Annotated in this window: 22 protein-coding genes, 2 pseudogenes and 1 riboswitch; of the genes and pseudogenes, 15 read left to right on the top strand and 9 right to left on the bottom strand. The window is 69.7% G+C overall.

Annotated elements, in window-relative coordinates; genetic code table 11:
* Positions 1-7: 7 nt before the first annotated feature.
* On the bottom strand, positions 8-403 hold the full coding sequence (locus tag LBW94_RS42675; RefSeq protein WP_225062373.1) for a hypothetical protein: 396 nt from the start codon (positions 401-403) through the stop codon (positions 8-10).
* Positions 404-525: 122 nt separating this feature from the next.
* Between LBW94_RS42675 and LBW94_RS42670 the strand changes: the two genes are divergently transcribed.
* From LBW94_RS42670 to LBW94_RS42650, 5 genes and pseudogenes are all read left to right on the top strand, one after another.
* Positions 526-1,356: a MerR family transcriptional regulator gene (locus LBW94_RS42670; protein WP_225062372.1), complete on the top strand. Its 831-nt coding sequence runs from the start codon at positions 526-528 to the stop codon at positions 1,354-1,356.
* A 111-nt stretch (positions 1,357-1,467) separates the two neighbouring features.
* A complete protein-coding gene (locus LBW94_RS42665; protein ID WP_225062371.1) occupies positions 1,468-2,046 on the top strand; it encodes a hypothetical protein in 579 nt (192 codons plus the stop codon).
* Positions 2,047-2,189: 143 nt separating this feature from the next.
* On the top strand, positions 2,190-3,104 hold the full coding sequence (prpB, locus tag LBW94_RS42660) for a methylisocitrate lyase (protein WP_225062370.1): 915 nt from the start codon (positions 2,190-2,192) through the stop codon (positions 3,102-3,104).
* A 105-nt stretch (positions 3,105-3,209) separates the two neighbouring features.
* A pseudogene (locus tag LBW94_RS42655) lies at positions 3,210-3,330 on the top strand (citrate/2-methylcitrate synthase); the annotation flags it as partial.
* Between the two features lie 205 nt (positions 3,331-3,535).
* The gene (locus tag LBW94_RS42650; protein WP_266273503.1) at positions 3,536-6,922 is read left to right on the top strand and encodes a pyruvate carboxylase; all 3,387 of its coding nucleotides are present in this window, start codon (positions 3,536-3,538) and stop codon (positions 6,920-6,922) included.
* A gap of 45 nt (positions 6,923-6,967) precedes the next feature.
* Here LBW94_RS42650 and metE read toward each other — a convergent pair whose 3' ends face one another.
* Together metE and LBW94_RS42640 are read right to left on the bottom strand one after the other, a co-directional pair.
* Positions 6,968-9,238 carry a 5-methyltetrahydropteroyltriglutamate--homocysteine S-methyltransferase gene (gene metE, locus LBW94_RS42645; RefSeq protein WP_225060316.1) on the bottom strand — a complete coding sequence of 757 codons (2,271 nt, stop codon included), beginning with the start codon at positions 9,236-9,238 and terminating at the stop codon, positions 6,968-6,970.
* Positions 9,239-9,363: 125 nt separating this feature from the next.
* A riboswitch (cobalamin riboswitch) is annotated at positions 9,364-9,587 on the bottom strand.
* Between the two features lie 228 nt (positions 9,588-9,815).
* Complete coding sequence (locus LBW94_RS42640) at positions 9,816-10,433, bottom strand: hypothetical protein (protein ID WP_225060317.1); 618 nt, start codon at positions 10,431-10,433, stop codon at positions 9,816-9,818.
* Between the two features lie 90 nt (positions 10,434-10,523).
* On the opposite strand from LBW94_RS42640, the gene LBW94_RS42635 reads away from it, so the two are divergent.
* Positions 10,524-10,742: a hypothetical protein gene (locus LBW94_RS42635; protein ID WP_266273478.1), complete on the top strand. Its 219-nt coding sequence runs from the start codon at positions 10,524-10,526 to the stop codon at positions 10,740-10,742.
* 36 nt (positions 10,743-10,778) lie between these two features.
* Here LBW94_RS42635 and LBW94_RS42630 read toward each other — a convergent pair.
* Positions 10,779-11,309 (bottom strand): annotated as a pseudogene (locus LBW94_RS42630) (MBL fold metallo-hydrolase); the annotation flags it as partial.
* 450 nt (positions 11,310-11,759) lie between these two features.
* Between LBW94_RS42630 and trpB the strand changes: the two are divergent.
* From trpB to LBW94_RS42605, 5 genes are all read left to right on the top strand, one after another.
* Positions 11,760-13,013, top strand: a complete 1,254-nt coding sequence (trpB, locus tag LBW94_RS42625; protein WP_225060319.1) for a tryptophan synthase subunit beta — start codon at positions 11,760-11,762, stop codon at positions 13,011-13,013.
* Positions 13,014-13,108: 95 nt separating this feature from the next.
* Complete coding sequence (locus tag LBW94_RS42620; protein WP_225060320.1) at positions 13,109-13,501, top strand: hypothetical protein; 393 nt, start codon at positions 13,109-13,111, stop codon at positions 13,499-13,501.
* A 10-nt stretch (positions 13,502-13,511) separates the two neighbouring features.
* Positions 13,512-14,432 carry an SGNH/GDSL hydrolase family protein gene (locus tag LBW94_RS42615; protein WP_225060321.1) on the top strand — a complete coding sequence of 307 codons (921 nt, stop codon included), beginning with the start codon at positions 13,512-13,514 and terminating at the stop codon, positions 14,430-14,432.
* Positions 14,429-15,688, top strand: a complete 1,260-nt coding sequence (locus LBW94_RS42610; protein ID WP_225060322.1) for an acyltransferase family protein — start codon at positions 14,429-14,431, stop codon at positions 15,686-15,688. The genes LBW94_RS42615 and LBW94_RS42610 overlap by 4 nt, the downstream gene beginning before the upstream one ends.
* On the top strand, positions 15,685-16,047 hold the full coding sequence (locus tag LBW94_RS42605) for an ACT domain-containing protein (protein WP_225060323.1): 363 nt from the start codon (positions 15,685-15,687) through the stop codon (positions 16,045-16,047). The genes LBW94_RS42610 and LBW94_RS42605 overlap by 4 nt, the downstream gene beginning before the upstream one ends.
* A 75-nt stretch (positions 16,048-16,122) precedes the next feature.
* Here the strand turns inward: LBW94_RS42605 and LBW94_RS42600 are convergent, their stop codons facing one another.
* Positions 16,123-16,941, bottom strand: a complete 819-nt coding sequence (locus tag LBW94_RS42600; RefSeq protein ID WP_225060387.1) for a class I SAM-dependent methyltransferase — start codon at positions 16,939-16,941, stop codon at positions 16,123-16,125.
* 121 nt (positions 16,942-17,062) lie between these two features.
* On the opposite strand from LBW94_RS42600, the gene LBW94_RS42595 reads away from it, so the two are divergent.
* Positions 17,063-17,674, top strand: a complete 612-nt coding sequence (locus LBW94_RS42595) for a TIGR03086 family metal-binding protein (protein WP_225060324.1) — start codon at positions 17,063-17,065, stop codon at positions 17,672-17,674.
* On the opposite strand, the gene LBW94_RS42590 is transcribed toward LBW94_RS42595, so the two are convergent.
* Positions 17,599-20,118 (bottom strand): chorismate-binding protein, encoded by a 2,520-nt coding sequence (locus LBW94_RS42590; RefSeq protein ID WP_225060325.1) that lies wholly within the window; start codon positions 20,116-20,118, stop codon positions 17,599-17,601. The genes LBW94_RS42595 and LBW94_RS42590 overlap by 76 nt on opposite strands.
* A 239-nt stretch (positions 20,119-20,357) precedes the next feature.
* Between LBW94_RS42590 and LBW94_RS42585 the strand changes: the two genes are divergently transcribed.
* The 3 genes from LBW94_RS42585 (at position 20,358) to LBW94_RS42575 (ending at position 22,948) form a co-directional block, all read left to right on the top strand.
* Entirely contained in the window at positions 20,358-21,413 is a 1,056-nt protein-coding gene (locus LBW94_RS42585; RefSeq protein ID WP_225060326.1) for a phosphotransferase family protein, read from the top strand.
* 72 nt (positions 21,414-21,485) lie between these two features.
* Positions 21,486-22,367 (top strand): serine hydrolase domain-containing protein, encoded by an 882-nt coding sequence (locus tag LBW94_RS42580; protein ID WP_225060327.1) that lies wholly within the window; start codon positions 21,486-21,488, stop codon positions 22,365-22,367.
* Between the two features lie 56 nt (positions 22,368-22,423).
* Entirely contained in the window at positions 22,424-22,948 is a 525-nt protein-coding gene (locus LBW94_RS42575; protein WP_225060328.1) for a DUF3145 domain-containing protein, read from the top strand.
* Positions 22,949-23,283: 335 nt separating this feature from the next.
* On the opposite strand, the gene LBW94_RS42570 is transcribed toward LBW94_RS42575, so the two are convergent.
* From LBW94_RS42570 to acpM, 3 genes are all read right to left on the bottom strand, one after another.
* Positions 23,284-24,729, bottom strand: a complete 1,446-nt coding sequence (locus tag LBW94_RS42570; protein WP_225060329.1) for an acyl-CoA carboxylase subunit beta — start codon at positions 24,727-24,729, stop codon at positions 23,284-23,286.
* 187 nt (positions 24,730-24,916) lie between these two features.
* Positions 24,917-26,167 (bottom strand): KasA/KasB family beta-ketoacyl-ACP synthase, encoded by a 1,251-nt coding sequence (locus tag LBW94_RS42565; RefSeq protein ID WP_225060330.1) that lies wholly within the window; start codon positions 26,165-26,167, stop codon positions 24,917-24,919.
* 12 nt (positions 26,168-26,179) lie between these two features.
* Positions 26,180-26,482: a meromycolate extension acyl carrier protein AcpM gene (gene acpM / locus LBW94_RS42560; protein ID WP_225060331.1), complete on the bottom strand. Its 303-nt coding sequence runs from the start codon at positions 26,480-26,482 to the stop codon at positions 26,180-26,182.
* Positions 26,483-26,590: the final 108 nt, after the last annotated feature.

The following is a 26,590-nucleotide window of genomic DNA, read 5'->3' as shown; positions in this document are numbered from 1 at the left end:
CCGCCGATCAGACGGCCGGCAGTGGCCGGACGGTCAGCTGGTAGTCTTCGCGGATCCGGCCGTCGGCATCGAGGACCAGGAAAACGCGTGCGGCCCAGGCGATCTCGTGGGTCGTCGGATCGACCAGCTGGATGGTGCAGGTGACGATGTCGCCGTGGCGGCGGACATCGTCGGCGTGGGTGGCGAGATACTTTCCGCTGCCCACGAATTCGGAGTAGGCGTGGGCGACCCGTCGATCGAGTTCGTCGGGTCCGGTGAACCTGCTGCCCTCGACGTACTCGACGCCGTCGGCGGTCCACAGTTCGGCGACGGCCACGCGTCGGGCCGCCGCATCGGGCTCGTTCCACACGGCGGTGTAGCGGTCGGCGATGACGATGGTGTCGGTGGGGCTGGTGGTGGTCATGGCGGAATCCTTTCCGCGGCCCGGCGGGTCGCTGTCACCACGTTCGCGGCTGCCGTCACCGGACGGTCAACCGGAATTCCGGGCGGGACTCTCCTGTAGGGGGAGGCCCGAGAATGGCAGGCATGACCGCCTACCTGTCCATCGGCGACTTCTCCCGGGCCAGCCACCTCACCGTCAAGACGCTGCGGCACTACCACCGGATCGGCCTGCTGGCGCCGGCGGCGGTCGACCCGCACACCGGCTATCGGCGCTACACCACCGATCAATTGGCCGTCGCCCAGGTGGTGCGGCGGTTCCGGCGGCTGGACATGCCGTTGGAGGAGATCCAGGCGGTGCTCGCGACACCCGATCCGTACACCCGCAACGAGCGGATCGTGGCGCATCTGGACCGGCTACAGGAACAACTCGGCCGCACCCAGCGGGCCGTCGACGAACTGCGTGATCTGCTGGCGCCCGGCACATCCGGCGACGACGCCGTCGAATTGCGTTCCGTGCCCGAGGTGTCCGGCGCCGGGATCACCGAGATCGTCGCCGCCGCCGACAGTGCCGCCTGGTTGCAGGGCGCGCTCGGCGAGTTGCACGCGACGGTGGCCGCACAGCGGATGACCGCCACGGGCCCGGCGGGTGGGATCTACGCCGACGAGGTGTTCACCGAACATCGTGGCACAGCAACGGTTTTCGTCCCGTGCGCGGAGGCGGTGCACCCCGTCGGCCGGGTGCGTCCGGTCACCGTGCCCGCGGCCGAACTGGCGATCGGCGTACACCGCGGGGCTCCGGACGGCGCCGATCGCGCCTACGCGGCCCTCGCGGGTTACGTGGCCCGGCACACCCTCGGCATCCCCGGACCCATCCGCGAGTACTACCTGGTCGGTCTGCGCGACACCGCCGATACGGCGAAGTGGCGCACCGAGATCGGCTGGCCGGTATTCCTCACCGGCGTGGACGGGCGCTGAACCGCCCGCCCGCGGTGGTCCGGTGGTGGATGCCGGAACCGGTCGGCACGGCATCCCACAGCGCCGAGTCGATGGTGTCGGCCGCGGCGATCGTCATGGTTGCCCTGTGCGGTGGCGGTGCCCGCGCCGGTGTCGTCGGCGTCGGTGCTGTGGCCGGACGCGGCAGCCAATCCGATCGCGGTGCGGCACGCCGTGGTCGAGCGGGCCCTCGACGAGGCCGGGCTGGACCGAACCTTCGTCCGGCCGGGCTATTTCGCGACGAACGCGCTGCGCTGGTCGTCGATCCGGACCGATCGCGTGCTGCGCACCGCGTTCCCGGACGCCACCAGTTCCCCGGTGCACGAACGGGATATCGCCGGTGTCGCGGTGCGGGCGCTGCTGGACGACGCGCATCGCGGCGCGGCCTACCCGGTGCTCGGCGCGGGCCCGGTGACCGTGCGCGACCAGGTGGCCGCGATCGCCGCCGCACTCGGCGAGCCGGTGCGGCTCGAGCAGGTCGACATCGATACCTATCGTGCCGAGCAGCTCACCCAACTGCCCGCCGCCCTGGTCGACCGGCTGCTCGCGACGCAGGGCACGGTGCCGGGACTGCCCGCCGAACGGGATGTCGATGCGACCCTCGAGGTGCTGGGCCGCCCCGCGGCGACCTTCGACAGCTGGGCCCGCGACCACGCCGCCGACTTCCGCTGAGCCACAGCCGCTGTGTCGTGGCTCTGGCCCGGCCGTTCGCCCGGGAGCGGTGCGTCACGAAGTTTCGCGCGGTCGGCGCGCGGCATGGTCGAATCCGGGGAGGTGCTCGCTCGAGCGCCGTGCCTGCCGAAGGGATTGCTCCGATGACCGGCCTGCTCGCCGCCGCCACGTCCGCCTCCGACAAACGTGCCGCCTTCCGGGCTGGACTCGGCTCCGGCCGGATCCAGCGGTTTCCCGGCGCCTTCAATCCGTTGGTGGCCAGGCTGATCCAGGAGATCGGTTTCGAGGGGGTGTACGTCTCCGGGGCGATGATGTCCGCGGAGTTGGCGCTGCCGGATATCGGGCTGACCACGCTCACCGAGATCGCCCAGCGTGGTGGGCAGATCGCCCGGGTCACCGATCTGCCGGTGCTGATCGACGCGGACACCGGTTTCGGTGAGCCGATGAATGCCGCGCGCACGGTGACCCTGCTGGAGGATGCCGGCATCGCGGGCTGTCACGTGGAGGATCAGGTGAATCCGAAGCGCTGCGGGCACCTCGCAGGCAAGGCCGTGGTGCCGGTCGACGAGATGGTGCGGCGAGTGCGCGCGGCCGTCACTGCGCGCCGGGACCCGAACTTCGTGGTCTGCGCTCGCACCGACGCCGCCGATATCGAGGGCATCGATGCCGCGGTGGCGCGGGCGCTGGCGTATGTCGACGCCGGGGCCGATCTGATCTTCGTCGAGGCGCTGCGCACCCGCGCCGAATTCGAGCGGTTCCGGGCGGCGGTCCCGGTTCCGTTGCTGGCCAACATGACCGAGTTCGGCAAGTCGGAGCTGATCCCGGCGGCCACGCTGGAGGCCATGGGCTACAACGCGGTCATCTATCCGCTCACCACGCTGCGGCTGGCGCTGGGGGCCGCGGAGCGCGGACTGCGCGAAATGTTCGCGCAGGGTACGCAATCGGAGCTCATCGATCGGATGTCGTCGCGCGGCCGGCTGGAAGAGCTGGTGCAGTACGACCGGTACGGCGAATTCGATTCCGCGGTACTGGACTTCAGCCTCGGCAGGAGCCGGTGAGGACGGAGCCCCCGGCCCCGGCCGCCGATCCTCCACGCGGAGTGCGGCTTCGGCGCTGCAACGCCATCGGCGGGGGTGCGGAGCAACGAGATCCCGGAACGGATCATGTTCGAAACCACAGGAATCCGGAAGAATCTCGACTTTTCGGGCGGCCCGGCCTATTATTTGTCTGGGTTCGACATCGAGGTCTTCACTCCGATATTCGTGATGAGCCGTATCATCGGCGGATCACCCACAGCATCGTGCCGGGTAGATCCGATCGCCGATGCGTCCACTGAGCGAATGTATCGGTGTGTCACAGCGTTCTGTCGTCGCCTGACCACACCCGGTTCTCGACTGCATTCTTCGAACGGCCCGCACTCCCGTGCGGGCCGTTGACGTTTCCGGTGTGGAACACCCCGCCCACTGTGATGAGACGAGGTAGATCAGACATGTTCGGTAAAGTGCTGGTGGCAAATCGCGGCGAAATTGCGATCCGAGCCTTTCGCGCCGCCTACGAGCTGGGTATCGGCACCGTCGCGGTGTTCCCGTACGAGGATCGCTACTCCTCGCATCGGTTGAAGGCCGACGAGTCGTACCAGATCGGCACCGTGGGCCACCCGGTCCGGGCGTACCTGACCGTCTCCGAGATCATCGCCGCCGCACGGCATTCCGGTGCCGATGCGATTTATCCGGGGTATGGGTTCTTGTCGGAGAATCCGGATCTGGCGGCGGCGTGTGTGGAGGCGGGGATCACGTTCATCGGTCCGTCGGCGTCGGTGCTGGAGTTGACGGGGAACAAGGCGCGGGCGATCGCGGCGGCGCGGGTAGCGGGGTTGCCGGTGCTGGATTCTTGTGCGCCGTCGGCGGTGGTGGGGGAGTTGCTGGTGGCGTCGGAGGGGTTGGAGTTCCCGGTGTTCGTGAAGGCCGTCGCGGGTGGTGGTGGTCGGGGGATGCGGCGGGTGTCTGATCGTGGGCATTTGCGGGAGTCGGTGGAGGCGGCGATGCGGGAGGCGGAGTCGGCGTTCGGGGATCCGACGGTGTTCCTGGAGCGGGCGGTGGTGAATCCGCGGCATGTCGAGGTGCAGATCCTGGCCGATGGTCGGGGGAATGTGATGCATTTGTTCGAGCGGGATTGTTCGTTGCAGCGGCGGCATCAGAAGGTGATCGAGTTGGCGCCGGCGCCGAATCTGGATCCGGTGGTGCGGGATCGGATGTGTGCGGATGCGGTGGCGTTTGCGCGTGAGATCGGTTACAGCTGTGCGGGTACGGTGGAGTTTTTGCTGGATGAGCGTGGGAATCATGTGTTCATCGAGATGAATCCGCGGATTCAGGTGGAGCATACGGTGACCGAGGAGATCACCGATGTGGATTTGGTGCAGGCGCAGATGCGGATCGCGGCGGGGGAGTCGCTTTCGGATCTGGGGTTGAGTCAGGAGTCGGTGCGGATTCGGGGTGCGGCGTTGCAGTGCCGGATCACGACGGAGGATCCGGCGAACGGGTTCCGTCCTGATACCGGCCGGATCACCGGGTACCGCAGCCCCGGCGGCGCGGGTGTGCGGCTGGACGGCGGGGCCAATGTCGGTGCGGAGGTCGGCCCGCATTTCGACTCGATGCTGGTGAAGCTGACCTGTCGTGGTCGTGATTTTGCCACCGCGGTGGCGCGGGCGCGCCGCGCGGTCACCGAATTTCGCATCCGTGGCTTGTCGACCAATATCGGCTTCCTGCAAGCGGTGCTGGACGACCCGGACTTCCGAGCCGGGCGGATCACCACCTCCTTCATCGACGACCGGCCCGAGTTGCTCACCCGCCACACCTCGGCCGACCGTGCCTCGAAAATCCTCAGCTATCTGGCGGATATGACCGTGAACAAGCCGCACGGCGAGCGTCCGTCGGCGGTGTATCCGCACGATAAACTCCCCGCGATCGACCTGACCACCGCCGCCCCGGCCGGTTCGAAACAGCGACTACAGGAGTTGGGGCCCACGGGTTTTGCGCGTGCGTTGCGTGCGCAGGATGCGGTGGCGGTGACGGATACGACGTTTCGTGATGCGCATCAGTCGTTGTTGGCGACGCGGGTGCGGACGAATGGGTTGTTGCAGGTGGCTGGGCATGTGGCGCGGTTGACGCCGGGGTTGTTGTCGTTGGAGTGCTGGGGTGGGGCGACTTATGATGTGGCGTTGCGGTTTTTGTTCGAGGATCCGTGGGAGCGGTTGGCGGCGTTGCGGGAGGCGGTGCCGAATATTTGTTTGCAGATGTTGTTGCGGGGTCGTAATACTGTGGGGTATACGCCGTATCCGGAGCAGGTGACGCGGGCGTTTGTCCGGGAGGCTACCGGTACGGGGGTCGATATTTTCCGGATCTTCGATGCGTTGAACAATGTGGATCAGATGCGTCCGGCGATCGATGCGGTGCTGGAGACGGGTACGGCGGTGGCGGAGGTGGCGTTGTCGTATACCGGTGATCTGTCGGATCCGGGTGAGGATCTGTATACGCTCGACTATTACCTGAAGCTGGCGGAGCAGGTGGTGGATGCGGGTGCGCATGTGCTGGCGATCAAGGATATGGCGGGGTTGTTGCGGGTTCCGGCGGCGCATGCGCTGGTGACGGCGTTGCGCCGGAATTTCGATGTGCCGGTGCATGTGCATACTCATGACACGCCTGGTGGTCAATTGGCGGCGTATGTGGCGGCGTGGCAGGCGGGTGCGGATGCTGTCGATGGTGCCAGTGCGCCGATGGCGGGGACGACCAGTCAGCCGGCGTTGTCGGCGATTGTGGCCGCGGCGGCGCATTCTCGGTTCGATACGGGCTTGGATTTGCAGGGTGTGTGTGATCTGGAGCCGTATTGGGAGGCGTTGCGGAGGGTGTATGGCCCGTTCGAGTCGGGTTTGCCGGGTCCGACGGGCCGGGTGTATCGGCATGAGATTCCTGGTGGTCAGTTGTCGAATTTGCGGCAGCAGGCGATCGCGTTGGGGCTTGGTGACCGGTTCGAGGAGGTGGAGGCGAAGTATGCGGCGGCGGATAGGTTGCTGGGCCGGTTGGTGAAGGTGACGCCGTCGTCGAAGGTGGTGGGTGATCTGGCGTTGTCGTTGGTGGGTAGTGGTGTGGATATCGGGGATTTCGCGGCGGAGCCTGCGCGGTTCGATATTCCGGATTCGGTGATCGGTTTCCTGCGTGGTGAGCTCGGTACTCCGGCGGGTGGGTGGCCGGAGCCGTTCCGGACTCGTGCGCTGGAAGGACGCGGCCCCGCCAAACCAGAAACGACCCTCACCACCGAAGACGCCACGGCCCTGGAATACTCGTCCCTGAAGCGCAGAGAAACCTTGAACCGCTTGCTGTTCCCCGGCCCCACCGCCGAATTCCTCACGCACCGCGAGAAGTTCGGTGACACTTCGGGTCTGTCGGCGAATCAGTTCTTCTACGGTCTGCGTCACGGTGAGGAGCATCGTGTCCAGCTGGAGAAGGGTGTGACGCTACTGATCGGCCTGGAAGCCATCTCCGAACCCGACGACCACGGCATGCGCACCGTCACCTGCCTGCTCAACGGCCAGATCCGCCAGGTCGTGGTGCGCGACCGAGCCATCCGCAGCCAGCTCCCGGCCGCCGAGAAGGCCGACCCCGCCGACCCCCGGCACCTGGCCGTCCCGTTCACCGGAGTGGTCACCGTGACCGTCACCGTCGGCGACCGCGTCGCCGCGGGCGACACCGTCGCCACCATCGAGGCCATGAAGATGGAGGCCGCCATCACCGCTCCGCGCGCCGGGACCATCGACCGGATCGCGATCGGCGCCACCCACGAGGTCGACGGCGGTGACCTGCTGCTGGTGATCGCCGACTGAACCACATTCGTGGGCCCCGTCGCGGCGGGGCCCACGAATGCGCTCTCACTCCCGCCGCACCGCCGCGGCCGCCGCCACCAGATTGCGCAGCGACGCCACCACCTCCGTGGCGCCTCGGGTCTTCAACCCGCAATCCGGGTTGACCCACAGTCGTTGCGCCGGAACCGCTTTCAACGCCAGCCGCAACGACGACGCGATCTCCGCCACACTCGGCACGCGCGGCGAGTGGATGTCGTACACACCCGGTCCGACCCCGAGATCGAACCCGACCGCGTTGAGGTCGTCCAGCACCTCCATGTGCGACCGCGCCGCCTCGATCGAGGTGACGTCGGCATCGAGTTCGGCGATGGCGCCGATGATCTCACCGAATTCCGAGTAGCACAGATGGGTGTGCACCTGCGTGGCGTCCGCGACCCCCGAGGTCGCCAGCCGGAACGCCGCCACCGCCCACGCCAGATATCCGGCCTGGTCGGCCCGCCGCAGCGGCAGCAGTTCCCGCAGCGCCGGCTCATCCACCTGGATGATCGGCGTCCCGGCCGCCTCCAGATCGATCGTCTCGTCCCGGATGGCCAGCGCGAGTTGGCGCGCGGTCTCGGCCGGCGGCTGGTCGTCGCGGACGAAGGACCAGGCCAGGATGGTGACCGGCCCGGTGAGCATGCCCTTCACCGGCTTCGGCGTCAGCGATTGCGCGTAGGTGATCCAGTCCACGGTCATCGGCGCGGGCCGGACGATGTCGCCGAACAGGATCGGCGGGCGCACACAGCGCGTGCCGTAGGACTGCACCCAGCCCTCGGCGGTCGCCGCGAATCCGTCCAGTTGCTCGGCGAAGTACTGCACCATGTCGTTGCGTTCGGGCTCGCCGTGCACCAGCACGTCCAGCCCGATCTCCTCCTGGAGCGCGACCATCTCGGCGATCTCCGCGCGCATCCGCTCGTCGTACTCCGCCGTGCCGATCTCGCCGCGCCGCAGCGCGGCTCGTGCCAGCCGGATGCGAGAGGTCTGCGGATACGAGCCGATGGTGGTCGTCGGCAGTAGCGGCAGGCCCAGTCGTCGCGACTGCACCGCGCGCCGCTCCTCGGCGGGGGCCCGGCCGAGGTCGGCCGCGTCCAGGCCGGCCAGCCGCGCCCGCACCCGTTCGACGTGCAGGCGGGGATCGGTGCGGCGATCCCGCACCGCGGTCCGCGCGGCCCCGAGCTGCTCGGCGACACCGTCCTGCCCCTCGTGCAGGGCGGTGGCGAGCAGCCGGATCTCGGCGATCTTCTCCGCACCGAACGCCAGCCACGACCGCAGCCGGGGTTCCAGGTCGGGCTCGGCGGCGAGACCGTACGGAACATGCAGCAGCGAACACGAACTCGACACCGCCACGGGCACTCCCGCAGCGCGCAGCTCGGTCAGCCGGGCCAGCGCCGGATCGGGATCGATGCGCCACACGTTGTGCCCGTCGACGACACCAGCGACCAGCAGGGTGCCGGTCAGCGTCCGGGCAGTCGGCAGATCGGCGTCGCCACCGGCCACCAGATCGACCGCGATGCCCTCGACGCCGGTCCCGGCCAGCACCGGCAACGCGGTACCCAGCCGCCCGAAATAGCTCGCGACCAGGATGGAAGGCCGTGACGTGGCCGCCGCCAGCGTGCGGTACGCGGTCTCCACCGCGGCCAGTTCCGGCGCGGTCAGATCCGTGACCAGCGCCGGCTCGTCCAGTTGCACCCACGACGCACCGGCGGCGGCCAGCAGTTCCAGCAACTGCGTGTAAAGGGGGATGAGGTCACCGACCCGGTCGAGGGCGTCGCTCCCGTCGGTGGTCTTGGCCAGTTTCAGGAAGGTGATCGGCCCGACGACCACCGGCCGGGCCGGCACACCCAGTGCCAGCGCCTCGCGCAGTTCGGCCAGCGGTTTGTCCGGATGCAGCGAGAACCTGGTGTCCGCACCGATTTCCGGCACCAGGTAGTGGTAGTTGGTGGCGAACCATTTGGTCATCTCCAGCGGCGGCACCGTCTCGGTGCCGCGCGCGGCGGCGAAGTAACGGTCCAGTTCGTCCGCGATGCCCTGGACGCGCTGCGGCAGGGCCCCGAGCAGCACCGCGGTGTCCAGTACGTGGTCGTAGTAGGAGAAGGTGCCCACCGGCACCGAATCCAGCCCGGCGTCGCGCATCGCCGTCAGCTGCGCGGTCCGCAGTCCGGCCGCCACGCGATGCAACTCGGCCGCGTCGAGGCGCCCGCCCCAATACGATTCGACGGCCCGCTTGAGCTGCCGGCGCGGGCCGATGCGCGGTGCGCCGAGCACCGTCGCGGTGAAGGTTCTGTCAGCGTTCAGCACTGTTGTGCTCCATCGTCAGCAGGGGAAGGACCGCCACCCATCGAGCGCACACTGAAACCGCCGCGGCCACGTCGCGGCTCCCTTCGGCGTACCACCCTGTCCACGGGGTGACGACCGCCGGATACGGCGTATCCGGCGCAACCGGCAGGTCTTCGGACTCACGGGCACCGCCCCCGCAGGGACGACCCCGACATCGATCGGTCGAGGCTGGTCCTACCGGCCGTCGCTTCCCGGGCGGTTGCCCAGTGCCTATGACGGCTGTCGTTCCCGTTCACCGCTGCGGGACAGTCCCGGATTCCCACCGGGTTCCCTCTCACCCGCGCCCGGGACGAATCCGCGGCCGCAGGCTTCGACGCCGCGCGGTGGGTTCGGGGCTCCTCAGCTCCACCACGGGCGAACCAGCTGCGCCGTCCAGCATACGAGGCGCGATCGCACGCCCGGGTCCCGGCCGCGTTCATCCTTCGGTGCCGAATTCGGCGCTGGTCGCGGCGGCGCCCACGAGGGGCCGCGCCGGCTGAGGCGTCCGCGCTGCCGCCACTACCGGCCGCACCCGGCACGGGCCGGGAGCCGCTGGGCCTCACGGTGTTTCGGCGGAGGTCTCGCTGTCGTCCGAGCCGGACGCGGAGCGGCGCAGGCGCGCCGAGGGCACCTGCGTCCGTCCGACCGCCGCGACGGACAGGTAGATCGGTGCGTAGGCCAGGGCACACAGCAGGTTGATCAGCATCGTCCGTCCCCAGGCCCAGCGCTGGGCGGCGGGCCGGTCACGCCGCAGCACGTATCGGCTGAACAGGGCGCTGACGAGGAAGATCATCGGTGGCAGCCACCGGGCCATGGCGGCGGAGTCCAGTTCGACCAGGGCGGCCAGCCCAATCCAGGCCATCGCCGCGCCGCGCCAGCGGTACCAGGGCTCGTCCTCCCCGAGCCCGGCGGTCAGCACGCCGGCCAGGACGGTGGCGGCCGCGACGGCCCGGAACAGTCCGGCCCGGGTCGGGGCGTGCAGCCATCGTTCGATGTTGTGCACGATGCCGATGCCGAACCCCTCGGTCGACCAGTTCACGCCCTTGCCGACCATGCCCAGCACGCTCTGGTCGGAGAGCAGCGCCAGCAGGGCGAGGAGGCCGAGCACACTGGCCAGCAGGCGGTACGGCGCGTCGAGGGCGCGCGGCTGGATGACGGAACGCAGACGGGTGATCATCGCGCCTTCACCGGCGTCACCGTACCCGCCGGTCTGGTGCGGGTCGGGGCGACACGACCGGGTCGCCGGCAGTGTCATCCGGCCGTGGCCATGAGCGCGGCCACCGTGATCGCCGGCTGTGCTGGCCGGGTGTGCGGCACCCGGGCCGATTGGCGAGCGCTGCCGGCGGGGATGTGCCGGGAACCGTTCGAGGTGCAGCCGCCGCCGGAGGCGGTCGACCTCGCGGTCTGGCGCTACGTCACCGCACGCCTACGGCAGCGTCGCCGCGATCACCGGCTGACCGGAAAGCCGTTGCCGCTCAGGGAGTGACGATATTGAAGCTCGGATCCGGTTTGTCCATCACCGATTCCACTTCTTTTCCAGCGCCGGCGGCATCTGCATCATTTCGGCGATCTCGATGCCGGTGTAGCCCTGATTGAGCATGCGCAGCGTCTGGTCGTGGAGGTAGCCGTAGGTGTCGGCATGCAGGGTCAGCCATTCGGTGATCCGGTCGCCGCCCCACATCGGCCAGTGGTGCGAGGTGAACGCGACATCGGTCTCGTGCCCGAACAGGGTGATCGTCTCGTTGAGGTACCGCGCCCAGACGTGCGCGTCGCGGACCAGCGCGCCGCGCAGGGTGAGGATGTTGTGCAGGGTGTGGGTGGCGTTCTCGGCCATGCACAATGCCCGATGCTCGGGGAAGTAGAAGTTCATCTCCGAGGGCGCCTCGGTGCCCGGGGTCATCTGGAAGACGATCCGCACCCCGTCGATCACCTCTTCCTGACCGGTGGCGGTGATGTCCTTGGTCGGCGGGACCAGGGTGACGGTGCCGGTCGAGGTGGTCATGCCCAGGCCCGCGCCGACCTGCCCCTTCGGCCCGCGGGGGAGGGAGCAACCCGATCGTAGCCACGCGGAAACCGGGCCGGTCCGTTCGTGCCGGAGCCGGAGCCGGAACGATATTCGAGCGGGGATGTTCCGTGAGCTGCGGTGCGTCAGCGCCGCGTCCTCCGGCACGTCGGTGAGGACGGTCGGCTGCACCAGGCGGCCGTCGATCGCGTCGGGTCCGCCGAGCAGCGCCCGCCCCGGGCCAGGGCGTCGGTGAGATGCCGGCGGATCACCTCGACCTGCGACGGCATGGTGATCGGCCGATCGGGGCCGCGGTATCGGCGCCCGCGCGCAGCGTGCGGGCCTCGGCGACCAGTAACGCCACGAACTGCTCGTGCACCCGGGAACAACGGCCGGCACTTCCCAAGATCGGGAACAGGGCCCCGGAAACGGCTCGCCGGTGGAGCTAACCTCGGACCATTCGGTCGGTTCGGCCCGCGGCAGCGGATTCAGGAGCGTGCCATGTCCTCGCCTGTCGATGCCCGTCGGCCGACCGCGCCGGACCCGGATCGGATCGGTGAAAAGCCGGATGCGGCAGGAAGATTCGGCGCATACGGCGGGCGGTATGCGCCCGAGGCGCTGATGGCGGCGCTGACCGAGCTGGAAGCGGCCTATCGCCGGGCGCGCGCCGATGCGACCTTCGGCGCCGAGCTCGCCACGCTGCTGCGCGACCGGGTCGGCCGGCCCACCCGGCTGCATCGGGTGCCGGGCTTCGAGCGGGTGCTCGGGGTGCCGGGCGTGCGGGTCTATCTGAAGCGTGAGGACATGGCCCACACCGGGGCCTACAAGATCAACAACGCACTCGGGCAGGGACTGCTCGCCAAGCGGATGGGCAAGACCCGGGTGATCGCCGAAACCGGTGCGGGGCAGCACGGGGTGGCGGTGGCCTCGGTGCGCGCGATGCTCGGCCTGAGCTGTGTGGTCTACATGGGCGAGCACGACATGCGCCGGCAGTCGCTGACCGTGGCGCACATGCGGGCGCTCGGCGCCGAGGTGCGGGGTGTGCGGGCGGGCGGGGGCAAGGTGAAAGGGGCGGTGAGCGAGGCGGTTCGGGACTGGGTCTCGGCCACCGACACCTCGCACTTCCTGTTCGGCACGGTGACCGGGCCCGCGCCGTATCCGGCGATGGTGCGGGACTTCCAGGCCGTGATCGGCGTGGAGGCCCGGCGGCAGCTGCTCGCGGCCGAGGGGCGGCTGCCCGACCGGGTGGTGGCGTGCGTGGGCGGCGGCAGCAATGCGCTCGGGTTGTTCCATGCCTTTCTCGGTGATCCGGAGGTCGCGCTGATCGGCGTCGAGGCCGCGGGGCGCGGGATCGAAACCGGGCAGCACGCCGCCACCTGCACCGCGGGTGCGCCCGGTGAACTCGATGGCTCGTTCAGCTATCTGTTGCAGGACGCCGACGGCCAGGTGTCGCGCACCCACAGCATCGCCGCCGGGCTGGACTACCCGGCTGTCGGGCCGGAACACGGTTATCTGAAGGATCGCGGCCGGGCGGTGTACCACGCGGTCACCGATGCCACCGCGCTGCGTGGATTCCAGGCGTTGTCGCATGCCGAGGGCATCGTCCCGGCGCTCGAATCCGCCCATGCCGTCGGATATCTGATGGAATGCGCGCAGCGCGGCGAGCTGCCGCCGCGGGCGCTGGTGTTGCTGGGGCTGTCGGGTCGCGGGGACAAGGATCTGGGCATCGCCTCTGTGAGCCTGCACGAAGCTTGATCGAATCCAGGCGAATCGGACCGGGTGGCCCGAAGCTGCTTGTAGACTGCCGTGAAGTGAACAGAGGGCTTTTCAGTTAGTGATTCGAGGGTCCCATGAAGATTCGCACTTCGGGCAACGTCCTCCTCCGCGCGGCGAGCGCGCTGGCCGTCGGAATATGCCTCCTGGGCGTGGCGGCGTGCGGTGACTCCGCGGCGGACAAATCGCAGGGCGGTGGGGTCAGCAGCACCGCACCCGCACCCGCCGCCCCGGCGGTGCCGGCCGCCGGGCCGGGTCCGGTGAGCAGCGCGGCGCCGGTGAGCAGTGTGGCGCCCGCGCCGATCGCGACCACCACCGTGGACGCGCCCGCACCCCCGCCGTTACCGACGACCGTCGTGGAGGCGCCCGTCCCGCAGCCGGTCGCCCCCGCGCCCCAGCCCGCTCCGCAGCCGAAACCGGCGCCGCCGACCCTGAACGCGCCCGGTTTCGAGCCGCGCGCGGGCTACTGAGGGCGTCGTGATGGGATCGGCAGTATTCGGCGCGGCGCTGCGCCGGGGATGCGCGGCGGCGCTCGCGCTCGCCGCCTCGGCGACGGTTTTCACCGCGGCACACGCGGATCCGGTGCCCGCCGGCAAACAGGTTGTGGTGCTGGGTGATTCGTACACCGCCAACGGCTGGGACCCGCAGTCCCGCGGCGACGTCTGTGTGCGCGGCAGCACCTCGTGGCCCGCGCAGCTGAGTCGTCTGATGGGACCCCAGGGGCCCGGCGAGGTCGTCAATCCGTCCTGTTCGGGGGCCTCCATCGACAGCGGTCCCGGCTACACCCTCGCCGCGGAAGTGCTCCAGGCCGACCAGGACCGGGCCTTCGGCCCGGCGACCAAACTGGTGACCCTGCAACTGGGTCTCGACGACCATTGGGGCGACAGCAACCAGACGCTCTGGTACGGGTTGCAGCAGTGCGTGTTCGACCTGATCCGCGGTTGCGGGCTGGACGCGGTGGAGCAGGGCCGGATTCCCGACGTGAACGGGGTGACCGGCGCCGTGTACGCCGAAAGAATCACCGCCGCGGTGACGTACATCCGCTACTACGCACCCGCCGCGAAGATCGTGATCGTCGGCTACCCGGAGATCCTGCCGCCGGGCCAGGACACGGTCTGCCTGAGCATTCTCGGGGTGGCCCCGTTCATCCAGCCGCGCGGGCGGGCGGTGATCGTGTACTTCGATCGCATCGACAAGGCCCAGCGGGAGGCCGCCCAGCTGCTCGGGCTGGACTTCTTCGACGCCCGCGCGCTGACCACCGGGCACGGACTGTGCGCCGCCGAGCCGTGGCTCAACGGGGTGTTCGATCCGCGCACCGACGTCGCCGGGCTGCCGTTCCATCCGTCCACGCGCGGTGACGCCGTGACCGCGAATGCCTTGTACGACAGGTACCTTCGATGACACGCCCGCCGGAGGTGCTGCCCGCGCCGGTGGTGACCGCCGGCGTCGAGCAGCGGCGGCCCGCGCTTCCGTCGCTGACCGGCGCGCGGTGGTGGGCGGCGTTCGCGGTCTTCGTGTTGCACGCCCTGGTGTTCCTGCCGGTATACCCGTTCCAGAAGTCCGAGCTGTTCCGGCACATCCACGAGTGGATGCCGATGCAGCTGGGGGCCGCGGGGGTCACCTTCTTCTTCGTGCTGTCGGGCTTCATCATCTACTGGTCGTACAAGCCGGGGATGTCGGTGAAGCTGTTCTACCGGCGGCGGGTGCTGAAGATCTATCCGACCCATCTGGTGGCGGCCGCCGCCTTCGTGGTCGTGGCCGGGGTGCCGCTGCACCGGCTGGTGGTGTGGCTGCCGAATCTGCTGCTCGTGCACGCCTGGGTGCCGAAGTGGAGCACGGTCGGCGGGCTCAACGTCCCGTCCTGGTCGCTGTGCTCGGAAATGCTGTTCTACCTCAGCTTTCCGCTGCTGCTGCCGCTGGTGCGGCGGATCCCGACGCGGCGGCTGCTGCTCGCGGCGGTGCTGCTGGTGGTGGCCGTGCTCGCGCTGCACGCGGCCTTCTATCTCTGGGTGCCGGGGCCCAAGGGCATCGCGAACGCCTTCGCGCCCCGGCTCGTACCCGGCGACAGCTCACCGCATTTCGAGCTGCACGCCTCGCAGGCCTGGTTCGCGCAGCCGGACATCCCGGTGGCGCAGTCGTACTGGCTGGGCTACACCTTCCCGCCGGCGCGGCTGCCGGAGTTCTTCCTGGGTGTGCTGACCGCGCGCATGGTGCTCGAAGGACGCTGGCACAGTACGCGTCTGGCGCCGCCGCTGCTGGCCCTGGTGGTCTGCTACGCCGCGACCTGGGTGGTGCCGATCGACTTCAAGATGTCGGCGCTGCTGGTGGCGCCGACGGCGGCGGTGGTCGCCACGCTGGCGGTCCGCGACCTGCGCGGCATCCCGGGGCTCAACTCCCGGCCCGGCGTGGTGTGGCTGGGCAACATCTCCTACGCCTTCTACCTGATCCAGTTCCCGGTGATGGTGCTGGTCACCCGATTCCTCATCGGCGGCAGGGAGTTCGGCATCCTGGGCTGGGCCGGATTCGCGCTGCTGACCCTGGTGCTGGCGACGGCCGCCGCGGCGGCGCTGTACCACTGGGTCGATCTGCCGATCATGAACCGGTTCGCCGGGCGCTCGGCCCGGCGCGCACAGGCGCCGCCTACGATGACGCCATGACCGTGACCCAGCGTCTCCAGGTGGTGCCCAACCGGTTCGCCGTCGACCACCTGCCCACCGCGACCTTCCCGGAGGACGACGAGTGGGTGGCGCTGGTCCGGGCCCCCGAGGGCCTGACCGTGGTCCGCGAGGCGCCGCCGTGGGGCGACGGGGAACGCTGGATCGGTTTCTACGGCGGCGACAACGGCCGCGGACATGATCATCCCGGCGCGCTGGCCGCACTGGTGGCGCCGCTGGCCGAGGCCCGCATCCCGGTGTTCGTCGCCTCGACCTACCATGCCGATCTCGTGCTGGTGCCCGATCATCGGCAGGACGAGGCGACGGAGGTGTTGCGCGCGGCCGGGCACCGGGTGGGGTAGTCCGCGCCGGGCGGATGAGCCGATCCGGTGGTGTGTGCCGGGCGAGCGGGAGTGGTTGTCCGACGGGGGTATCGGTCAGGACGCGGTGGCGATCAGGCCGTACAGCAGCGGGAGGATCGGGTCGGCTGTCGGCAGCCGCCACCAGCCGTCGGCGGTGCGGACCATCTGCGGGAAGCGCGGCCAGGGCAGTAGATCGGTTTCGGTGAGGCCGGTGATGCGCAGCCCGGCGGTGAGCAGTGCGGTGACGACTTCACCGAGCCCGTGCCGCCACTCGTAGACCTCGGTGGCGGTGGTGAGGCCGGGGCCGTCGGTGTAGGTGTGGTCGCTGTCGCGCAGTTGCGCGCCGCGGCCCTCCAGGTAGTCGTCGCGCAGTGCGAGCGCGCTCGCGTCGCTGCCCGAGGGCGGGGTGGGGCCGAGGGCGTGCAGCAGCGGATGGAATTCCACGAGGTACAGCAACCCGCCGGGCCGCAGCAGGTCCGCCACCACCTGGGCCCACGCCGTCAGGTCCGGGAGGTAGCACAGCGCGCCCTTGCCGGTGTACACGATGTCGAAACGCCTGCCGCCCAGCGCCGCTCGCGCCTCGTACACGTCCGAGCACACGTATTCGACCGTGCCGCCGGACAATTCGCGGGCGTGCCGGACCGATTCGGGGGAGAAGTCCAGCCCCACCGCGCGGGCGCCGCGGCGGGCGAATTCGACCGTCTCCGTCCCGAGATGGCATTGCAGGTGCAGGACGTCGCGATCGCGGACGTCACCGAGCGCGTCCCACTCGAACGGCGCGAACCAGTACCCCGAATCGGGTTCGAGGTAGAAGCGGCTGGCGGCGTGGATGGGAGCGCGCGCGTCCCAGTTCTGCCGGTTCGTCAGCAGCGGATCGATGGCCACCGCGCCCATGGTAAGCGCCGGGCCGGGCCCCGGCGCCGAGATCACGGATGCGTCTCATTTCCGTCTTGTTGTGTCCCGATCGGTTCCGGATTTCCGGGTCGAGCCGGGGGACGGGGGCACAATCGGGGGCGTGGCGGACACCGATGCGACCCTCGCCCTGTTGGAGCGCGCGCTGACCCAGATGGCGGCAGTGATCGCGATCGCCCGCGACGACCAGGACGATCTGCCCACCCCCTGCATCGGTTGGTCCGTGCGGGATCTCCTGGCCCACGTCATCGGGCAGGACCTGCGCAATTTCGCGATCTCCGCGCATGGCGGGACGGCCGATTGGGCCGCCCCCGCCGGCTCGCTGAGCGCCGACCGGCTGACGCAGTTCCGCGTCGGCGCGGAGGAGGTCCTCACGATCTGGCGGGCCGCCGACCCCATCCGCCCGGTGCCCGTCCCGGGCGGCGGCACCGCCCCGCTGCGCAGCCGGCTGGACCAGCAGATCGCCGAATCCACCGTGCACACCTGGGATCTCGCGCAGGCCACCGGCGCCCGGGTGGTACTCGACGACGCGCTCGCCGACCACAGCCTGGCCTGGTCCCGCCCCCTGCTGAGACCCGAAATCCGCGGGCCCGACCAGGCATTCGGCGCCGAGATACCCGTGGATCCGGCCGCGCCCGCCTACGACCGGCTGGCCGGCTGGTTCGGCCGCGACCCCGGCTGGATCCCGCCGCCGGTGGGCGCCTGGCTGACCTGACCGCGCACCGCCCGCAGCGGCGCCGCGGCCTTGAGGGTCATCTCGTGGAATTCTGCCTCCGCCTCGGAATCCAGCACGATCGCGCCCCCGGCCCCGATCCGCCAGCGGCCGTCGTGCCGGACCGCGGTGCGGATGACGATGTTCAGATCGGCCGTACCTCCCAGCCCGAGGAAGCCGAGCGTGCCGGAATACACCCCCCGGGCCTCGGTCTCCAGCGCGTCGATGATCTCCATGGTGCGCGACCGGGGCGCCCCGGTCATCGACCCGCCCGGGAAACACGCACGCAGGCAATCGATCACGCCGATCCCCGGCCGCAGCCGCCCCCGCACCGTCGACACCAACTGGTGCAGCGTGGCATAGGTCTCGACCGCCATCAGCTCCGGCACGTACACGCTGCCCAGCTCGCACACCCGGCCCAGATCGTTGCGCAGCAGATCCACGATCATCAGATTCTCGGCCCGCGTCTTCGGATCGAGTTCCAGTGCGCGGCGCAGCGTTTCGTCCGCCTCGGCATCCCGCCCCCGCGGCGCGGTCCCCTTGATCGGCTTGCTCTCCACCTCCCGATCCCGCCCCACCTTCAGAAACCGCTCCGGCGAGGAACAGGCGACATCCAGCTCCTCGAACCGCAGCAACGCCGCATAGGGCGCCGGATTCGCCTGCCGCAGCGCCCGGTACACCGCCGCCGCCTCGGCCATGCCCTCGCCGTCCCCGGGTGAATGCGCCGCCGCCGCAGGCGAACTGCACGAACCGGGCCGCTCCCCGGTGGCGGCCGGGTTCGGGGTGGTTGCGACCGGGGCGGCCGGGCACGCGACACCCGGATCCACCACGGTGAGCTGGTCGGTGAGCGTCACCTCGTAGGTCTCCCCGGCCCGCAGCGCGGCATGGATATCGGCGATATCGGCGAGGTACCGGGCCCGGCCCCGGGTGAGACTCGCCGCCACCGCCTCGGAATCCACGGGCGCGAAACCGGTGACGAGGTCCACGGTCGTCTGCGTTCGGTCGCTGCCCGCCTCGGATGCCACGGTCGTCGTCGGGTGGGCCACTGCTTCCGGTTCCGGGCTGCCGGTCGATCTGTCGCGGGCACCGTCGCCTGCCGGGGCAGTCGGTCCTCGGCGATCGCCTGCTGCGGAGGGCTCGCCGCCGGCCGCGTCCGCTGTGGCCGGGTCCGGTCGTCCGGGATCGGCAGCGTGCCCGGCACGCGACAGCTCGAGTGCGGACTCCAGGACAGCGCGGGTGTCGGTCAGCCACAGCTGTTGTGCGGCATCGCTTTCCGGTTCGCAGAGGGCGATCAGGTGGGTGCGGCCGGCGTGGTGGTCGATCGCCACGAAGCGGTCGGCGAACACCCACATCGCGTCCGGGGTGGGTGATCTGTGGGCGGCCGCGGCGCCGCAGTCGGCCTTCACCTCGTAACCCAGGTAGCCGACGTAGCCGCCTGCGAAATCGAAAGGGACGTCCGGGAATTCGATCTGCCGATGGCTCAGCTCGGTGGCCAGGTAGTCGAGCACGGTGCCCGGCACCCGGCGTTCGCCGTCGTGGGTGCGCACCCGCACCAGGCCGTCGCCGACGCGGTACCGGACCACCTCGGCGGCGGGCCCCGCCGCGTCGCCGAGGAAGGAGAACCGTCCCGCGCCGGGCTCGGCCAGCGCGCTGTCCAGCCAGAAGGCCGTGGACGCGGCCGCGTACAACCGCCCGAACGTCGCCTCGGCGTCCACCGCCGCGCCGAGCACCTCGTGCCGCACCTCGAATCGGCGGACCGGCCGCTCGGCGGGCGGCGCCGGGACGGTCGGCGCGGGCGTACGGCCAGGGGAGCGGGCGGCACGACGACCGGTCCGCTCGGCGGAATATCGCTCGGTCAACCGGGCGAAATTGCGCAGCAGGGCGGCGCCGTGCTCGCTGGAGACCGACTCCGGGTGGAACTGCACACCCCACTGGGGGCGGGTCCGATGCCGTACCCCCATGATCACGCCGTCGTCGGCGGTCGCCGTCACCTCCAGCGCCGCGGGCAGTGGCGTTGCCGCGCACAGTGAGTGGTAGCGGACCGCGGTGAAGTCGGCGGGCAGTCCCTCGAACAGGTCGCGCCCGTCGTGGCGGATCCGGTCGGGGAATCCGTGGCGGGGCACGGGCGCGGTGACCACCTCACCGCCCGCCGCGAGCACGATGCCCTGATGCCCGAGACACACCCCGAGCAGCGGCAGCTCCGCGGACTCGACGAGATGCCGCGAGATACCGAAGTCCCGGGCCACATCCGGCCGCCCGGGTCCCGGTGAGATCACGACATTGTCGTAACCGGATAAATCGAGCACTGCCGGATCGATCTCGTCGTTGCGCACCACGGTCGGGGCGCAACCGTTCACGGTCCCGATCAGCTGAAACAGGTTGTAGGTGAACGAGTCGTAGTTGTCCACCAGCAACGTGCGGATCCGCCGGCCCGCCTCAGTGCGCACCGGATCTCCGGTCGCCTGCCCGCGCGGACGGTAGCCGGATCGCCGGACCGAGGGTGCCGGGGCGGGCGGAACCCGGCGATGCCCCGGTGGGGCGGCGTTTCGGCGGTACCGCCGAAACGTGTGTCGGGATGTGCGCCGCGAGCATGTCGTCACCGTAGCCGGTGCGCCGGACCGGTCGGCACGGACTATTGATGGCGGATGCCTTCAGTTCGGAAACGGGTATGGGGCAGAATGTCGGCATGACTGTGGTGCAACCGGCCGGTGTCGACCGGGAAGTCGTGGATTTCGCGGTGGTGGGGGCCTGGATGGCGGAGCAGGGCCTGCCCGGCGGCGACTTCGAGGAGGTGGCCGCACTCGGCGGCGGCACCCAGAACGTGATGCTCCGTTTCCGGCGCGGCGGTCGCGAATACGTGTTGCGCCGGGGCCCGAAACACTTGCGCGCCAAGAGCAACGACGTGATCCGCCGGGAGGCGCGGCTGCTCGGGGCGCTGGCGGGCACCGATGTCCGCGCGCCGCGGGTGATCGCCGCGTGCACCGACGAATCGGTGCTGGGCGCGGTCTTCTATCTCATGGAGCCGATTCACGGGTTCAACCCGCAGACCGAACTGCCCCCGCTGTACGCCGGTGACGCGGAGGTCCGCCGCCGGATGGGCCTGTCCGCGGTGGAGGCGATCGCCCGGCTCGGATCGGTGGACTACGTCGCTCTCGGGCTGACCGACTACGGAAAGCCGGACGGTTTCCTGGAACGGCAGGTGCCGCGGTGGTTGTCCGAACTCGATTCCTACGCCGCCAACGACGGCTATCCCCGCCCGGAGATCCCGGGTGTGCGGCGCGTCGGCGACTGGCTGGAACGGCACCGCCCGCTGGAATGGTCGCCGGGCATCCTGCACGGCGACTGCCATCTGGCCAACGTGATGTTCCGCTACGACCGGCCGGAGGTCGCCGCGCTGGTCGACTGGGAGATGTCGACCATCGGTGACCCGCTGCTGGATCTGGGCTGGCAGTTGGCCACCCGGTCGGAGCCGGGCACCGCGGGCGCGGGGCTGTTCGGCACGCTGGGCACGGTGGGCGGCCTGCCCACCGCCGCCGAGATGATCGCCGAGTACGGCCGGTTCTCCGATCGCAACCTCGCGCACGTCACCTGGTACACGGTGCTGGCCTGCTTCAAACTCGGCATCGTGCTGGAGGGCACCTACGCCCGCGCCTTCGCGGGTAAGGCGCCGAAGCAGGTCGGCGATTTCCTGCACGCCATCACCCTGGAGCTGTTCGAGCAGGCGAACGGTCTGATCGAGTAACGGTTTTCGCCGCCCGGCCGCCGGGGGCACCGGGCTGTGGCGCGCGGACGCGCGGGTCGTAGGCTCGTGGCCGTGCAAGCACTGGAGCAGATTCGGCAGTGGCCGGTCCGGCATGCCGCCGCGGGTGTGGTGACCGCGCGGGGGATCGTGGCCACCGAGGGGGACGACACGCGGGTGTACGCGCTCGCGTCGGTGACGAAACCGCTTGTGGCGTATGCGGTGCTGATCGCGGTCGAGGAGGGTGCGATCGAACTGGACCAGCCCGCCGGGCCGCCGGGCTCGACCGTGCGGCATCTGCTCGCCCACACCTCGGGGCTGGCCTTCGACACCAATGTGATCCTGGCCGAGCCGGGAGCGAAGCGAATCTATTCCAGTTCCGGATTCGAGGTGCTGGCGCAATTCCTCACCGACCAGACCGGCATCGCGTTCCCGGATTATCTGCGGGAGGCGGTCTTCGAGCCGCTCGGGATGAAATCCTCGGTGCTGGCCGGCTCCGCCGGACATGCCGCCCGCTGCTCGCTCGCCGATCTGCTGGCATTCGCCGGTGAATTGGTGAATCCGGCCCTGGTGACCGCGGAAACGCTGGCCGCGGCCACCACCGTGCAATTCCCGGGGGTCAACGGCGTGCTGCCCGGCTACGGGTCGCAGCGCCCCAACGATTGGGGTCTGGGCTTCGAGCTCCGAGACCACAAGACTCCGCACTGGACCGGATCGGCCAACTCGCCCGGAACCTACGGTCATTTCGGCCAATCCGGAACGTTTCTGTGGGTCGATCCGATACTCGGGGTGGCGTGTGTGGCGCTCAGCGACGAGAATTTCGGCGATTGGGCCCGCGCGGCGTGGCCGACGTTCAGCGACGCGGTGATCGCGGAGATCCGCCGACGGACCGACCGCCCGGAACACACAGCAAAAAGTAACACCCGTAACTCGGGACACTCCCGTAAACTCGTGTAACGCCAGCACGACGGTCGTTGGGGAAGACGGCCCATGTCGACGCTGGAGGTGTCCTGGTGCGCGGATCGAGTCAATTCGCGGATGTGACGGCTGGTGTGGTCTACATCCACTCGTCGCCGGCCGCGCTGTGCCCGCACATCGAATGGACTCTCGCCTCCACCCTCAAGTCCCCCGCCAAGCTGCGCTGGACCACCCAGCCGGTCGCGGCGGGCCAGTTGCGCACCACCATCGAGTGGATGGGCCCGGTCGGCACCGGGGGCCGGCTGGCGCAGGCGTTGCGCGCCTGGCCGGTGCTGCGTTTCGAGGTCACCGAGGACCCCAGCGAGGGCGTCGACGGTGAGCGCTACTGCTTCGTCCCGGGCCTCGGGCTGTGGCACGGAATCACCAGTGCCAACGGCGATCTGATGGTGGGAGAGTTGCGACTGAGAGCGATCGTCGAGTCCGCCCGCGGCCGCGGCAGCGCCGCCGAGATCGCCACCGAGATCGACCGCGCCCTGGGCACCGCCTGGGACGACGACCTCGAGCCCTACCGCTGCGGCGAGGGCGCCGAGGTCACCTGGCTGCGCCGCGACGTCGGCTGAACGCGGCTCCGCCCGGCCCGAGCACGTCCGTCGGTTGCTCGCCGGGAATCCGGTGATGCACTGCGGCTTTCGGGTGACCGCAGCGGCCCGCCGCGCGCCGCGGTAACCGGATGGGCCGGGCACCGGTCCAACGCCGCGACTTCCGGGCATTTCCTGCGGCTGCGACCCCGATCTCGCCTGTCGTGACCTGCGCCGATACCGGCCACCGCGGGTACGCTGGAATTGCCGTGGCAGGGAACGAGAACCGGGTGGCTCCGAAGCGGAGCCACCCGGTTCTCGTTGTCCCAGCGGGCAGGTGCCGCGCCGGATGGCGAAACACCTTCGCGCGCAGTGACTTACAGCGGGATGTTCTTGTTGTGGCTGGGCCGGGCCGGGGCCGCGGCCAAGGCGGCGGTGATGGTGGAACGGGTCTTCGTCGGGTCGATGACCTCGTCGACGACGCCGATCGAGACCGCGCGGGCGACGCCACCGGCGAGTTGCTCGTGCTCGACGGTCAGCCGCTCGATCAGGGCCTCGCGCTCCTCCTCCGGAGCCGCCGCGATCGCCTTCTTGTGCAGGATGCCGACGGCGGCCTTGGCGCCCATGACCGCGACCTCCGCGCCGGGCCACGCGTAGACCGCGGTGGCGCCGAGCGAGCGGGAGTTCATGGCGATGTACGCACCACCGTAGATCTTGCGGGTGACCAGGGTGACGCGCGGGACGCGGGCCTCGGCGAAGGCGTGTAGCAGCTTGGCGCCGCGGCGCACCACACCCTCCCACTCCATGCTGACGCCGGGCAGGTAGCCGGGCACGTCGGTGATCACGACCAGCGGGATGCCGAAGGAGTTGCACAGCCGCACGAACCGAGCGGCCTTCTCGGCGCTCTCGGAATCCAGGCAGCCGCCCAGGTGCAGCGGGTTGTTGGCCAGCACACCGACGGTGCGACCGGCCAGCCGGCCCAGGCCGGTGACCATGCTGCGGGCGTAGCCGCCCTGGAACTCCTCGAACGAGGATTCGGTCTCGCCGTCGGGGGAGACGACATTGTCGAACAGCTCGTGGACCAGCGGCTTGACGTTGTAGGCGCGCTTGGCCGACTCCGGCAGCAGCGCCTGCAGGTCGACATCGCCGTGCTCGGCGGCGACCAGGTCGAACTCGCCCTGCTCGGCGAACATCGACACCAGGCGGCGGCCGCGGTGCAGCGCGTCCTGCTCGTCCTCGGCGACGATGTGGCACACGCCGGACTTCTTGCCGTGCGTGACCGGGCCGCCCAGGGTGGCCATGTCGACGTTCTCGCCGGTGACCGAACGGACCACGTCGGGGCCGGTGACGAAGACGCGGCCTTCGGGGGCCATGATCACCACGTCGGTCAGCGCGGGGCCGTAGGCGGCGCCACCGGCGGCGAAGCCGAGCACCACGGAGATCTGCGGGACCAGGCCGGAGGCGCGGACCATGGCCTCGAACACCAGGCCGACCGCGTGCAAGGCCTCGACACCCTCGGCCAGCCGGGCGCCGCCGGAGTGCCAGATGCCGACAACGGGGAGGCGGGAGTCGATCGCGGTGTCGATCGCGTCCACGATGTGCTTGCAGCCGTCGACGCCCATGGCGCCGCCCATCACGGTGGCGTCCGAGCAGTAGGCGACGGTACGCACGCCGTCGACCTCGCCAATGGCGGCCAGCACACCGGACTTGTCGCGGGGGTGTAGCGGGAGAACCGTTCCTGGATCGAAGAAGCGCTGCAACCGGCCCAGCGGATCACGGGGATCGGTCGCGGCATCCACATGAGCGGGAGCCAGAATGGTCATCGCGTTGTCTCCTCGAGGGGATATGTAGGAGTCGCTGGAGCGGCTGCGTAAATTCTGAGACGAAGTAATCAGTCGAGCTTTTGTGACGGTGAGCCCGGCGGGGGTGTCCACGACATCGGGGAGATATCTCCATTGGAGCACCCCGCCGGGGGTCAACCGATTACCGGCCGGTCAACGGCCGGTGACATCAGTACCGGCCGAAGGCGAGCGCGACATTGTGCCCGCCGAAGCCGAACGAGTTGTTGATCGCGTACTCGATGTCCTGACGGCGAGCCTCGCCGTGCACGACATCCAGGTCGATCTCCGGATCCTGGTTCTCCAGGTTCAGCGTGGGCGGCACGATGCCGTCCCGGATGCTGAGCACGGTGAGCACCGACTCCAGGGCGCCGACGGCACCGATGGAATGGCCCAGGGCGGATTTGGGAGCGTAGACCGACGCGTGGGCCACGCCCGCCTTGTGAATCGCCTTCGCCTCCGCGGTGTCCCCGATCGGGGTGGCGGTGGCATGGGCATTCACGTGGGTGATGTCCGTCGGCGACAGGCCGGCGGTCTGCATCGCGCGCTGCATGGCGCGACCGGCGCCGCTGCCCTCCGGATCCGGGGCGACCAGGTGGAAGCCGTCGGAGGTGATACCGGCACCCATGACGCGAGCGTGGATGGTGGCCCCGCGCGCCCTGGCATGTTCCTCGGTCTCGATGACCATGAGCGCACCGGCCTCGCCGAAGACGAAGCCGTCGCGACTGGAATCGAACGGCCGTGACGCACCCTTCGGGTCGTCGTTGCGCGTGCTCATCGCCCGCATCATGGAGAACGCCGCGATCGGCACCGAGTCGATGAAACCTTCGACACCACCGGTGACGACGATGTCCGCGTCGCCCATGACGATCATCCGCCACGCGTTCGCGATGGCCTCCGAGCCCGACGAGCAGGCCGACACCGGGGTGATGACGCCGGCCCGGGCCTTCAGCTCGAGCCCGACGACCGCGGACGGCCCGTTCGGCATGACCATCTGCACGGCCAGCGGCGAGATCTTGCGATAGCCGCCGGTCTTCAGCTTGTCGACCGAATCGATGAGCGCGTCGCCGCCGCCGAGGCCGGTGCCGATGGCCACGGCCAGCCGTTCCGGATCGACGTCCGGGCTGCCGGCGTTGCGCCATACTTCGCGGCCCAGCACGGTGGCCAGGCGCTCGACGTACGCCATACGCCGGATCTCGACCCGGTCCAGCAGGGTATCCGGCGAAACCTTCAGGTGACCGCCGATGCGGACCGGAAGGTTGTACTGCTCGATGAAGTCGTCCTCGAGAATATCGATGCCGCTCTCACCGTTGAGCAGTCCCTTCCACGTCGCATCGACATCGCCCGCGATCGACGTGGTCGCCGCCAGGCTGGTAACGACGACGCTAGGGAAATTTCCGTTGAGGGTGGAAGGTGTGGTCACGGATATCGGCCCTTACTCCGCGTGCCCGAACTTGGCCTTCAGCTCCTCGGCCGCGTCGGAGTTCTCGGCCTCGAGCTTCTGGATGTAGGACACGGCGTCGCCGACGGTCTTCAGGCTGGCCAGATCCTCGTCGGGGATCTTCACGCCGTACTTGTCCTCGGTCTGCACCGCGATCTCGACCATGGAGAGCGAGTCGATGTCCAGGTCGTCGACGAAGGACTTCTCCAAGGTCACCTCGGACGGCTCGATACCCGTCACCTCCTCGATGATCTTGGCGAGTTCTTCGACGATCTGTTCCTGGGTCAGAGCGGCCACTTCGTGGCTCCCTTCTTGTTACATCCGTGGGTTGCGGTTTTTTACTTCATTCGGTCCGAGCCGGGCAAGTGTTTCGCCCGGATCGCCCGCGAGCCGCATCGTTGCGGT

It is taken from the genome of Nocardia sp. alder85J, from assembly GCF_020176955.2.
In the GTDB taxonomy this organism is placed as follows: domain Bacteria; phylum Actinomycetota; class Actinomycetes; order Mycobacteriales; family Mycobacteriaceae; genus Nocardia.
This window is presented reverse-complemented; position numbering and strand designations above follow the sequence as displayed.